Annotated in this window: 10 protein-coding genes; 6 read left to right on the top strand and 4 right to left on the bottom strand. The window is 58.9% G+C overall.

Annotation, left to right across the window (positions count from 1 at the left end):
- The first annotated feature begins 131 nt into the window (after positions 1-131).
- The gene (locus BMS17_RS12220; protein ID WP_046030800.1) at positions 132-1,094 is read left to right on the top strand and encodes a LysR family transcriptional regulator; all 963 of its coding nucleotides are present in this window, start codon (positions 132-134) and stop codon (positions 1,092-1,094) included.
- Here BMS17_RS12220 and BMS17_RS12215 read toward each other — a convergent pair.
- From BMS17_RS12215 to BMS17_RS12205, 3 genes are all read right to left on the bottom strand, one after another.
- Positions 1,036-1,245: a PA3496 family putative envelope integrity protein gene (locus BMS17_RS12215; protein ID WP_077431000.1), complete on the bottom strand. Its 210-nt coding sequence runs from the start codon at positions 1,243-1,245 to the stop codon at positions 1,036-1,038. The genes BMS17_RS12220 and BMS17_RS12215 overlap by 59 nt on opposite strands.
- Before the next feature lie 240 nt (positions 1,246-1,485).
- Positions 1,486-2,352, bottom strand: a complete 867-nt coding sequence (gene hexR / locus BMS17_RS12210) for a transcriptional regulator HexR (protein WP_077430999.1) — start codon at positions 2,350-2,352, stop codon at positions 1,486-1,488.
- Positions 2,353-2,509: 157 nt separating this feature from the next.
- Complete coding sequence (locus tag BMS17_RS12205) at positions 2,510-5,380, bottom strand: EAL domain-containing protein (protein WP_077430998.1); 2,871 nt, start codon at positions 5,378-5,380, stop codon at positions 2,510-2,512.
- 258 nt (positions 5,381-5,638) lie between these two features.
- Between BMS17_RS12205 and uvrD the strand changes: the two genes are divergently transcribed.
- The 4 genes from uvrD to BMS17_RS12185 all read left to right on the top strand — a co-directional run bounded on the left by uvrD (position 5,639) and on the right by BMS17_RS12185 (position 10,013).
- Positions 5,639-7,822: a DNA helicase II gene (uvrD, locus tag BMS17_RS12200; RefSeq protein WP_046030804.1), complete on the top strand. Its 2,184-nt coding sequence runs from the start codon at positions 5,639-5,641 to the stop codon at positions 7,820-7,822.
- A gap of 150 nt (positions 7,823-7,972) precedes the next feature.
- Positions 7,973-8,413: an EamA family transporter gene (locus tag BMS17_RS12195; protein ID WP_077430997.1), complete on the top strand. Its 441-nt coding sequence runs from the start codon at positions 7,973-7,975 to the stop codon at positions 8,411-8,413.
- 179 nt (positions 8,414-8,592) lie between these two features.
- Complete coding sequence (locus tag BMS17_RS12190; RefSeq protein WP_046030807.1) at positions 8,593-9,468, top strand: Tim44 domain-containing protein; 876 nt, start codon at positions 8,593-8,595, stop codon at positions 9,466-9,468.
- Positions 9,469-9,605: 137 nt separating this feature from the next.
- Positions 9,606-10,013 (top strand): SMI1/KNR4 family protein, encoded by a 408-nt coding sequence (locus BMS17_RS12185; RefSeq protein WP_077430996.1) that lies wholly within the window; start codon positions 9,606-9,608, stop codon positions 10,011-10,013.
- Between the two features lie 151 nt (positions 10,014-10,164).
- On the opposite strand, the gene BMS17_RS12180 is transcribed toward BMS17_RS12185, so the two are convergent.
- The gene (locus BMS17_RS12180) at positions 10,165-11,928 is read right to left on the bottom strand and encodes a cation:proton antiporter (protein ID WP_046030809.1); all 1,764 of its coding nucleotides are present in this window, start codon (positions 11,926-11,928) and stop codon (positions 10,165-10,167) included.
- A 202-nt stretch (positions 11,929-12,130) separates the two neighbouring features.
- Here BMS17_RS12180 and BMS17_RS12175 point away from each other — a divergent pair, with 202 nt between their 5' ends.
- Entirely contained in the window at positions 12,131-12,613 is a 483-nt protein-coding gene (locus tag BMS17_RS12175) for an acyl-CoA thioesterase (RefSeq protein WP_046030810.1), read from the top strand.
- The last annotated feature ends 89 nt before the right edge of the window (positions 12,614-12,702 follow it).

Raw genomic sequence — 12,702 nt, 5'->3', positions numbered from 1 at the left:
CCAAATGTTTCAATTCAGTCGCGGCCCCACACTAGCCCCCACAAGGGATTAACAAAAATGATTAATAATTGGGTTAGGCATAAGTAAAGACTTATAGTTAAGGCATTAGCCTTTGGCGAGAGTTCTTAGATATGCGTAAGTCCTTGATGCGTATGACATTGCGTCAGTTGCAGATTTTCAATGAAGTCTGCGACCTGAGGTCCTACAGCCGAGCAGCCGACGAAATGTCACTCACACAACCGGCCGTCAGCCTACAGATTCGGCAACTTGAGGAGCTGATTGGTCAGCCCTTGTTCGATTATGTCGGCAAAAAACTCTACATGACCGAGGCCGCCGAAGCACTCCAACGTGCCAGCCGGGACATTTTCGGGCGCCTGGAAAACCTCGACATGCAACTCTCGGACATGCAGGGATCTCTTCAAGGGCAGTTGAAGCTGGCGGTGGAATCCAGCGCCAAGTATTTCGTCCCGCACCTGTTTGCCGCGTTCAAGCGCCAGCATCCAGAAGTGAATCTGCAACTGACAGTGGTCAACCGAGGACAGGTGATTCGTCGACTGTCCGATAACCGCGACGACCTGGTGATCATGTCCATGGTGCCCCAGGACATGGGGCTGGAGTTTCTGCCCTTCCTCAACAATCCGATCGTGGCCGTGGCGCCACCGGATCATCCGCTCAGCCACATGGGGCCTCTACGCCTGCAGGACCTTGAGCCTTACACCCTCTTGCTGCGCGAACCCGGTTCCGGAACGCGACTGGCGTGCGAAGAGTATTTCAAGGAAAAGCGCGTGCACTTCAACCAGACCCAGGAAGTCTCGTCAGCCGAAGCCCAGCGTGAATGTGTGTTGGCGGGTCTGGGCGTAGCGCTGTTGACGCGTCACGCCCTGAACCTTGAGTTGGCGACCGGCGGACTGATTGAGTTGCCGGTCGAAGAGCTGCCGCTGTACCGCAGTTGGTGCCTGGTGCAGGCCAAGGCCAAACGGCTGTCACCGGTGGCGCACGCATTCCTTGCGTTTATCCGCAGCGAGCGGATACAGATCAGCGCCCTGGTTGAGCGTTTCGACGGGAAGCTGTCGGCGCGGCCTGCCAGTAGTTGAGCTCCAGCTCAGGAAAATCACCAATCTCAGCCAGCAACTGGCGGCGCTCGCAGCGATCTTCGATCGCGCGGCGAAATTCCATGCGGCGTTGATCTTCTTGCTGACGGCGAGTTTTGGCAGCGCTGTTGCGTTCTTCGTAGGGCTGGGCCATTTCGAGTCTCCCAAGGCGATTACGGGAGTTTCAAGATAGGCGCGGGGGATGACGGTTTGGCGGCTCGCACGTTACAGAGGCGTGAACATTGAAGGTTTGGTGCGCAGGATTCGAGGACGCCATCGCGAGCAAGCTCGCTCCCACAATGGATCGACGGCGTTGCACAAAGCGCGAGCCCACCACAAAACCTGTGGGAGCGAGCTTGCTCGCGATTAAGGTCGGAACGACCTTACGACGACGTCAGTCGTCCAGCGCTTTCACCGACTTGGGTGACAGCCGCAAGCTGCGAAGGCTGCGCTTGACGCTCTTGAGGTGATTGACCAGGCTCGGCCCGCGCGCCATGGCCACGCCCATCGCCAACACATCGATCACCACCAGGTGAGCGATACGCGAGGTCAGCGGCGTATAGATTTCGGTGTCTTCGTGCACATCGATCGCCAGGTTGACGGTCGACAGCTCAGCCAACGGTGTCTGGCTCGGGCACAAGGTGATGAGCGAGGCGCCACTTTCACGCACGATGTTGGCCGTGATCAGCAGGTCTTTGGAGCGCCCCGACTGGGAAATACAGATCGCCACGTCCGAGGGCTTCAACGTCACTGCCGACATCGCCTGCATATGCGGGTCGGAATACGCCGCCGCTGTCAGCAGCAAACGGAAGAACTTGTGCTGGGCATCCGCCGCCACTGCACCCGATGCGCCAAAGCCATAGAACTCGACACGCTGGGCCTGGGACATGAGCGTGACCGCACGCTGCAACTCCACCGGATCGAGTTTCTCGCGAACCTCCATCAAGGTGTGCAGGGTGGTGTCGAAAATTTTCAGGCTGTAGTCAGCGACGGAGTCGTCTTCATGGATCGCGAACTGGCCGAAGCTCGCACCGGCCGCCAGACTCTGCGCCAGCTTCAGTTTCAAGTCCTGGAACCCGGAGCAACCGATGGCGCGGCAAAAGCGCACGATGGTCGGCTCGCTGATGCCAACGCTGTGGGCCAGGTCGGCCATGGAACTGTGCATCACCGCCGCAGGATCAAGCAGCACGTGGTCTGCGACCTTGAGCTCCGACTTGCGTAAGAGGTGGCGTGACTGGGCGATGTGTTGCAGCAGATTCAAAGGGCTGGACTCTTTGTTATTGGCAGGTGCCGGGGATGTAGCAAGCTTGTAGTTATACTACAAGAATTGGCTTTTTGCCTGCTCAATGCGTAACTCGATGCCCCCATTCCACGCGACATGCGTTCCATGTAGCACTGTGGCCCGAGTTTCGGAGCTGCTACTGGGAATTTGTGTCGTTGCGTAAAAGCGTAGCCAGGTCGTCGGCCTCGACTGGGCGACTGATCAGATAACCTTGCACTTCATCGCAGTGCTCGGTTTTCAGAAACTCCAACTGTTCCTGCCGCTCCACGCCTTCGGCCACCACTTTGAGCGACAAACCGTGCGCCATCGCAATGATCGCCCGGGTAATCGCCGCATCCTCGCTGCCCTCCCCCAGGCCGCGGATAAACGCCTGATCGATCTTCACGTAGTCCACCGGGATGCGTTTGAGGTAGCTCAGGGACGAATACCCGGTGCCGAAATCATCAATCGCCAGCTTCACGCCCAGATTTCGCAGTTGCTGGAAGGTCGCGATGATGTGCTCGACGCTGTCCAGCAACTGGCTTTCAGTAAGTTCGAGTTCCAGGTAGTGCGGCGCCAGGCCGGTTTCTTCCAACACTTGACGCACCAGGCTGACCAGCTTGCCCTGGCGCAATTGATGCACGGACAGATTGACTGACACGCGAATCGGGTCCAGCCCCTGCCGCTGCCACTCGCAGGCTTGCCAACAGGCCTGACGCAAGACAAATTCGCCGATCGGGCCGATCAGGCCGGTTTCCTCGGCCAGGCCGATAAAGTCTCCCGGCGGTACCCGGCCCATGGTCGGGTGATCCCAGCGAACCAGCGCTTCAGCGGCATTCAAGCGACCCGTGGCGAGGCAGAGTTTGGGTTGGTAAAAGACCTTCAGCTGCTTTTCGTCGATGGCTTTGCGCAGCTGGTTTTCAAGCTGCAAGCGCTCAAGGGTGCTGGCTTGCAGGCTTTCGGTATAGAACTGGAAGTTGTCTCCGCCCAAGTGCTTGGCGTGCTGCATGGCCATGTTCGACTGACTGACCAACGCGGATATTTCCCGTGCGTTGTCCGGCAGCATGCTAATGCCCATGGACGCACTCACCACCAACTCGTGGCCATCAATGGTGACGGGCAACCGCAGTTTGGTCGACAAACGCGTCGCCACTCGCGCCAGGCTGGACAAGTTGCCGTAAGCATCGAACAGCACCGCAAATTCGTCGCCGGAAAGCCTGGCGATCGTGTCAGCCTCTGGCAACGCGTTGACCAGGCGCCGGGACATTTTCTGCAGCAATTGGTCGGCGACGTCATGCCCCAGGCTGTCATTGAGTAGTTTGAAGCGATCCAGATTGATGTGCAGCAATGCCAGGCTACGTCCGCCCTGACGCACCCGTTGATGGGCTTCGTGCAGCCGTTCCCGGAACAGCGAGCGGTTCGCCAGGCCCGTCAATTCGTCGTAGTGAGTCAGATAGCGCATGCGTTCTTCGGATTCGCGGCGGGCCGACAGATCGGCGAAGAAGCCGACGATATGACTCACATTTCCCCGCGAATCGCGCACTGCGTTCAGTTGCAGCCACTGCGGATAGAGTTCGCCGTTTTTCCTGGTCTCCACCAACTCGCCTTGCCACGTCCCGTGCTGCTCCAGCGCCTGATGAATCGCGCCGTAGTGCCGGCGAGCATCGCGACTGCACGGGAGTTCGACAACATTGCGCCCCAGCATGTCGCCGATGTCATAACCGGTGAGGCGGCTGAACGCCTGATTCACAGCGATCAAGGCGTAATTCGGATCGAAAATCATGATGCCTTCGCTGGCGGCTTCGAACACCGTCGCCGCCAGTTGGCGCTGCTCTTCCTGACCTTTGGTTGCGCTGATGTCGCGACGGGTGCCGACCATGCGGATCACCCGGCCGCTTTTACTGCGCTCGACGGCCCGGCCACGGTCTTCGATCCATACCCAATGACCGTCGCCATGCCGCACGCGGTACTCGATCTGGTAATCCTCGGTGCGGCCTTTCAAATGCTCGACCAGTGTGTGCTTCAACACCGGCAGGTCTTCCGGGTGCAGGCGCGGCTTGAGATGGCGCAGCATGGCCGTTACATACTCCGGCGCCAGGCCGAACAATTCCTGAATCTGCGTGTGGTGGACTTCATCGGTTTGCAGGTTCCAGTCCCACAGACCCAGTTCGCTGGCCTTCAGCGCCAATGCCAGGCGCGCTTCACTCTTGCTCAGGGCCTGATTCGCGGCGTCCAGCTCCATGCTGCGCTGGGCCACACGGTTTTCCAACTCGACCTGGGCTTCACGCAATCGGTCTTCGGCGCAGCGGCGCTGGTCGATTTCCTTGGCCAGTTCGTGATTGAGTTGATCGCTGCGGCTTTGCGCTTGCTGCAAGTGCTCGATCAGCGCCTGATTCTGGAAGCGGCGCAGCAACCCGCTGTCGATCAGCCGATTGACCTGCCAGGCGATCACGCTCAACGCGCCCAATAAAATCAACCCGAACCAACCCCAGCCCTGGTCCTGTTTATCACCGCCCCAGAATAGATAGGCGATGGCCGGCAACAGGCAGGGCAAGGTAAAGGACAGGAATGCTGGCAGGCTGACGGCGTACGCAACGCTGGCGGAAAGGGCGGCGGCACCGATCAGGCCAAACACCCACGCTTGCTGCATGAAGTTGTCGGCGGGCACCAACGCAATCCCGGCCCCGGCCAGGGTCAGGCCGGTGAGGCCAGAGCCCAGCAAAAACATACGCCACCAAATCGGATGTGCCTGCCGGTCTGGAATCGCCGAATCGAAGGCTGCCACTTGAATTACCCGCAACGCCACCAGCGACAACAGCCACACCAGCCAGATGCTGACCAGGAAATAGCGCTGTGGGCTCCAGAGCAAACCGGCACAGACCAGACCATTGATTAACATGAACAACGTGGGCAGCAGCGACCCCTGGTAAAGCAGTCGCGTGCGTTCGACCGCCATTTCCATTGCGTACTGCTTGCGGATAACCCGAGGCTCCACTGTGGGGCCCGACAGGTCGGTGCTGAGGGTCATAGGCAATGTTCTTGTTCTTATAATGATGAGCATGGGCCCGAAACGTCGACGGAGCATACACAAGCCGATGCACTTGCCAAACTGCTCCAGATCATAAATTCGACAATATTTACGCACCCCGCCACCCCTCCAAAACCCTTGGAGCGCGGCCCGCCAACGCCTGCAGCCAGTGACTGACCGGTCGTCCTTCGTGCATCTTTCATCGGCTAATGCAAAGCTCGGTTTGCCCGGTGTGACGGCGCACCCTAGAATGCCCCGATGCGCGATGATCTCTCCCTTCTGCTGAACTCCCTCAACGATGCCCAACGCCAGGCCGTAGCTGCCTCCGTGGGTCGTCAGTTGGTCCTGGCCGGTGCTGGCTCCGGTAAAACCCGAGTGCTGGTGCACCGTATCGCCTGGTTGATCCAGGTCGAAAACGCCTCGCCCCACTCAATCCTGTCGGTGACCTTCACCAACAAGGCCGCGGCCGAGATGCGTCATCGCATCGAGCAGCTGATGGGTATCAACCCGGCCGGCATGTGGGTAGGTACCTTCCACGGCCTGGCGCACCGCTTGCTGCGGGCGCATTGGCAGGAGGCCGGGCTGAGCCAGACGTTCCAGATTCTCGACAGCGACGATCAGCAACGACTGGTCAAGCGCGTGATCCGCGAGCTGGGGCTGGACGAACAACGCTGGCCGGCCCGGCAGGCCCAGTGGTTCATCAACGGGCAGAAAGACGAAGGTCTGCGTCCGCAACACATTCAAGCCAGCGGCGACCTGTTTCTGGCGACCATGCGCAGCATTTATGAGGCCTATGAGGCCGCGTGCCTGCGCGCTGGCGTGATCGATTTCTCGGAACTGCTGCTGCGTGCACTCGACCTGTGGCGCGACCATCCGGGCTTGCTGGCTCACTATCAGAAGCGTTTCCGCCACATTCTGGTGGACGAGTTCCAGGACACCAACGCCGTGCAGTACGCCTGGTTGCGTTTGCTGGCCAAGGGCGGCGACAGCCTGATGGTGGTGGGCGACGACGATCAGTCGATCTACGGCTGGCGTGGCGCGAAAATCGAGAACATTTATCAGTATTCCGATGACTTTCCGGATGCCCAAACCATTCGTCTGGAGCAGAACTACCGCTCCACCGCAGGCATTCTCAAAGCCGCCAACGCCCTGATCGCCAACAACACCGGGCGCATGGGCAAAGAGCTGTGGACCGATGGCGGCGAAGGCGAAGCGATCAATCTGTACGCGGCGTTCAACGAACACGACGAAGCACGCTACGTGGTGGAAACCATCGAAAGCGCGCTGAAAACCGGCTTGGCCCGCAGCGATATCGCGATTTTATACCGCTCTAACGCCCAATCGCGCGTTTTGGAAGAAGCCTTGTTGCGCGAGCGCATTCCGTACCGCATCTATGGCGGTCAGCGCTTCTTCGAACGGGCAGAAATCAAGAACGCCATGGCCTACCTGCGTTTGCTGGAAGGCCGGGGTAACGATGCGGCGCTGGAACGGGTGATCAACGTGCCGGCCCGAGGCATCGGCGAGAAAACGGTCGAAGCGATCCGCGACCATGCGCGGCACAGTGATGTGTCGATGTGGGAAGCCATGCGCCTGCTGGTGGCGAACAAGGGCCTGACCGGTCGTGCCGCTGGCGCACTCGGCGCCTTTATCGAGCTGATCGAAAACCTCGCTGCCAAGTGCATGGAAATGCCCCTGCACCTGATGACTCAGACGGTCATTGAGCAATCGGGACTGATTGCTTATCACCAGGCGGAAAAAGGCGAAAAGGGCCAGGCTCGGGTAGAAAACCTTGAGGAACTGGTCAGCGCCGCGCGCAACTTCGAAAACGCTGAAGAAGATGAAGAGCTCACGCCTCTGGCGGCGTTCCTCGGCCATGCGTCGCTGGAAGCCGGGGATACTCAGGCCGACGAGCACGAAGACAGTATTCAGTTGATGACGCTGCACAGCGCCAAGGGCCTGGAATTCCCTTACGTGTTCCTGGTGGGCATGGAAGAAGGCCTGTTCCCGCACAAGATGAGCCTGGAAGAGCCTGGCCGTCTCGAGGAAGAACGTCGCCTGGCTTACGTGGGCATCACCCGTGCGATGCAAAACCTGGTGATGACCTACGCTGAAACCCGACGCCTGTACGGCAGCGAGACTTACAACAAGGTCTCGCGTTTCGTACGGGAAGTACCGAAAGGCCTGATCCAGGAAGTGCGGCTGTCCAACAGTGTCAGCCGTCCGTTCGGTGGCAATCAATCGATGAGCGGCAGCAACCTGTTCAGCGGCAGCGAGATTCCGGAAACCGGCTTCAGCCTGGGTCAGACTGTAAGGCACTCGATCTTTGGTGACGGCGTGATCCTCAACTTCGAGGGTTCCGGCGCGCAGGCACGGGTGCAGGTGAACTTCAGCGAAGGCAGCAAGTGGCTGATGCTGGGTTACGCGAAGCTGGAAGCTATCTAATAGCTTTTCTGTGGGAGCGAGCTTGCTCGCGATTGAGATCGCTGCGGTGTATCTGTTAAATCGCGGTGTGGCTATCGCGAGCAAGCTCGCTCCCACAGGGTTTTGTGTTGAGCCTGCCTCAACGGGTTGATCTGACATAAGGCGTAAATCATGGGCTCAGGCTTCTTTTCTTCCTGGACGTTCTGGGCCCTGATGTCGGCGGCGTTTGCCGCCATGACCGCGATCTTCGCCAAAATCGGCATCGAAAACGTTAATTCCGACTTCGCCACCCTGCTGCGCACCGTAGTGGTATTGGTCAGCCTGGCCTTGATTTTGTACGCCACGGGCCAATATCAGTCATTAGGATCGATCTCGGCGAAGAGCTACCTGTTCTTGCTGCTGTCGGGACTGGCCACCGGCGCCTCGTGGATCTGCTACTTCCGCGCGCTGAAACTGGGGCCAGCCTCACTGGTCGCTCCGGTGGACAAGCTCAGTGTGGTGCTGGTGGCGGTGCTCGGCGTGATCCTGCTGGGCGAAAAACTCGACCTGCGCCAATGCGGCGGAATCGGCCTGATCACGGCCGGTGTGGTCATGCTGGCGCTGCGACGCTAGGCAAATCTCCAACAGACCCTATCCACTCGTCCGACGGACCGACATCAAAAGGCCTTATTGCGCTGACCGAAGCTGAACGCAACCTGTCAGGCAAAAGCCCGAAACACTCTGCCGCTAGCCAGTAACACTTCAGCTGTGCAACATGGCGCGCGTGCCATCCACAAATGGGATTACCCTTTATGAAACGTTTTCTTAGCATCGCCATGGCGTTGTGCATCGGCCTGACGATGAGCCTCGACGCCAACGCCAAGCGCTTTGGTGGCGGCAAAAGCGTCGGCGCTGCGCCGACCCACCAAACCAGCCAAATGGCGCCTTCTTCTCCAGGCATGGGCGGCGCTGCGGCGACCGCTGGTGCTGCCGGCGCCGCGGGCGCAGCTGCCAAGGCTGGCGGTGCTTCGCGCTGGCTCGGCCCTCTGGCCGGCATCGCCGCCGGTGGCCTGCTGGCCTCCATGTTCATGGGCGGCGGCTTCCAGGGCATGCAGATCTTCGACATCCTGATCATGGCGGTCATCGCCTTCCTGGTCTTCCGCTTCATCGCCGCTCGTCGTCGCAAGCAGCAGGAGCACATGGCGCCGGCTGGCCACGCGCCGATGCAGCGTGAAGTATTCGAGAACAAGCCTGCGGGCGGTTCGATCTTCGGTGGCTCGGCAGCACCTGCCGCCGCTCGTCCAGTGATCAACGCGCCGGCCTGGTTCAATGAAAAGAACTTCATTGAAGCGGCACGCAACCACTTCCAGTCCCTGCAGCAGCACTGGGACGCCAACGAAATGGACAAGATCGCCGAGTTCGTGACCCCGCAAATGCTCGAGTTCCTCAAGCGCGAACGTGCGGACCTGGGCGACGGCTTCCAGTCCACTTACATTGATAACCTCAATGTTCAGCTGGACGGCGTGGATGATCGTGCCGACAAGACCATCGCCACCCTGACCTTCAGTGGTGTGTCGAAGACCTCGCGTTTCGACCAGGGTGAAGTGTTCAGCGAAAGCTGGAACATGGAGCGTCCACAGGGCGAAAACCAGCCTTGGCTGGTGGCCGGTATCCGCCAGAACGGCTGATCTCCTCTGCGTTAAGCATGCGGCATAAAAAAACCCCAGCTTCGGCTGGGGTTTTCTATTTCGCGGTTGCATCTATAGCGAGCTACTGTATAAACCGCCCCAACTAAACCGCGCCATCAAGCAAGAGGATCCCGGACGTGGAAGAAATCATCGAACAACTGCGTGAAGCCAACGAACCGGTACCGGTCCCCTTGGAGCTACCTGACGAAGACCTGCTGGTTGAAATCGAAGAACAGCTGTTCATCGACATTCCTTTCGTCTTCAGAGAATTTTTGCTGACCGTCAGCGACGTGGTCTACGGCAGCCTGGAGCCGGTGACCGTCACCGACCCACAATCCCACACCTATCTGCCGGACGTTGCCGCCAACGCCTGGGACGCTGGCGTTGACCGCAGCATGATCCCGATCTGCCAGGACGGTGATGACTATTACCTCGTCGAAGAAGACGGCACCGTGGTGCTGTGGCAAGCCGAAGAAGAACTGATCGCCGAAGAGACTTGGGAATCGGTATGGCACTGGGCGCGAGACGTCTGGCTGGAAAGCTGATTTAGCCTATCCCGACTTTGTAGCAGCTGGCGTAGCCTGCGTTCGGCTGCGCAGCGGCCGCAATATCAGACAACGAGGTGCTGCAGGAAAACCGAGTCATCCGGGTTTACGACTGCTTCGCAGCCGGACGCAGGCTGCTACAGGTCAAATGTCAGTGGCCAGATGCATCGCTGTGGTTGTCCAGGGTTTCAAGCAAGGCCACTTGCATGCGCGTGTGGACGCGGATGAACCAGCGCCAAAGCAGTGCAGCTACGGCGGCAGCCACCACGATGATCAATACCAGCAACTTGTTGGTCGGCAAAATGCTGGCCGACAAGGCTGCCAGTAGCAGGAAAATCACCAGCAGCGAGAGGATCGGAATCACTTCGGCGATCACCCGACGCACTCGCTGTGTGTGGCGGCCGGCCATCTCCGGTTTCACTCCCATCTCTGCCAATAGCATCGACAGCGCCTTGAGCTTGCGATAGGCGGCAATCAGAAACGGCAGCGACAACAGCAGCGCTCCACCCCAGATCAATGCTTTTTGCCAACTCGGGTCGATGATCCAGTCTTGCAGCCAGGTGGACATGTGCCCGGCGAAATACGCGCCAGAGAAGAAGATCGCAACCACCAGCGCCAGATTGACTCCCACCTGCAACAAAATCCGCCGAATCATCGACGCCAGCAATGCACCCTCTCCTTGCGGCTGGATGCTGCGCAGCCATTCGCCGTACATCCCCATCACTCTGCCCAGCCGTTGTGGCATTACGGCAGCCAACTTGAGCGACAGCGGATCGGCTGCGCGAATCAGATACGGTGTCAGCAGTGTGGTAATCACCGAAACAGCCACAGCGACCGGATAGAGAAAGTTGCTGGTGACCTGCAGCGTCATCCCCAGCGCGGCGATGATGAAAGAAAATTCGCCAATCTGCGAAAGTCCCATCCCCACGCGCAGTGAGGTGCGTCCGTCATTCCCGGCGATAAAAGCACCGAGGCCGCAGGACAGCATCTTGCCGAGGACCACCGCCACGGTAATCACGGCGATCGGCCAGGCGTATTGCAGGAGGATCATCGGATCAAGCATCAGGCCGATGGCGACAAAAAAGATCGCACTGAACAAGTCGCGAACCGGCTCGATCAAGCGCTCTATTTTCAGCAATTGCCGAGATTCGGCCATGATCGCGCCAATCAAAAATGCACCCAGCACCATGCTGTATTCCAGCTTCACTACCAGCAGACAGAACCCGAAACACAGCCCCAACACGGTGATCAGCAGCATCTCGTTGCTTTCAAACCTGGCCACGTAAGCCAGCAGCCGCGGCACTAGCAGAATCCCGATGACCAGGGCGACAATCATGAACAGCGAGAGCTTGCCGACCGTGGAAAACACTTCACCGGAGCTGACTGTGCCACTGACCGCGATGCTCGACAGCAACGCAATGATGCCAATGCCCAGGATGTCTTCGACAATCAGCACACCGAAAATAAGCTGGGCGAAACGCTCGTTTTTCATCTTCAGGTCGTTGAGCGCCTTGACGATGATGGTGGTCGAGGAAATCGCCAGGATCGCGCCGAGAAACAACGAATCCATGGTGTTCCAGTCAAACCATCGGCCGATCTCGTAGCCGATCCAGATCATCAGCACGATTTCCAGGAACGCAGCGATGAATGCAGTGGCGCCCACTTTGAACAGCTTGCGCAGGCTGAACTCCAGGCCGAGGCAGAACATCAGGAAAATCACCCCCAGCTCCGCCAGGGTCTTGATGGTTTCTTCGTCGTGGATCAGGCCGAAGGGCGGTGTGTGCGGACCGATGATGAAGCCGGCGACGATATAGCCCAGCACTACCGGTTGCTTGAGCCGATGGAACAGCACGGTCACCACGCCCGCGATCAGCATGATCACTGCCAGATCCTGAATGAAACTGATGGCATGCATGGGTAGGCCTCCTTGAGCTGGGCTTTTTGGAGGTTAACACCACGACTTGCGCTGCAAAGGCGGTGCAATATATGGAAACAGATGGATGCTGGCGTGACGGCAGCCGCTTGCCCGGCGTCCCGATAACTGTTGGTTTGAAAAAGCTGACAAGGCACCCGCAGAGGTGCGCCCCTGAAATTCTGCCTTGAACCGTGAGAGCGCTATGGAACCCGGAAACGCACAACTGTCGATGACGGTATTGATGACCCCCGACATGGCCAACTTCTCTGGCAATGTCCACGGAGGCACCCTGCTCAAATACCTCGACGAAGTGGCCTACGCGTGCGCCAGCCGTTATGCCGGCCGGTACGTGGTGACCCTGTCAGTGGACCAGGTGATTTTCCGCGAGCCGATTCATGTCGGCGAACTGGTGACCTTTCTGGCTTCGGTCAACTACACCGGCAACACTTCCATGGAGGTGGGCATCAAGGTGGTGACCGAGAACATTCGCGAGCGCTCGGTGCGCCACACCAATAGCTGCTTTTTCACCATGGTCGCGGTGGATGACAACCGCAAGCCCGCAGCCGTCCCGCCGCTGCAACCGCACAACAGCGAAGAAAAACGCCGCTACATCCAGGCGCAGCAGCGTCGGCAGATTCGTCAGGAGCTGGAAAAGCGGTATCAGGAAATCAAGGGTGATGCCTGAGGTCTGTGACCTGCTTTAGATAGCCATCGCGAGCACGCTCCCACATTTGATCTGTGTCGTTCACACATTCAATCTGGGAGTGAGCCTGC

Source organism: Pseudomonas sp. C9, assembly GCF_002000165.1.
Taxonomy (GTDB): Bacteria; Pseudomonadota; Gammaproteobacteria; order Pseudomonadales; family Pseudomonadaceae; genus Aquipseudomonas.
The sequence above is the reverse complement of the archived record's forward strand: the minus strand, read 5'-3'. Positions and strand labels throughout refer to the sequence as shown.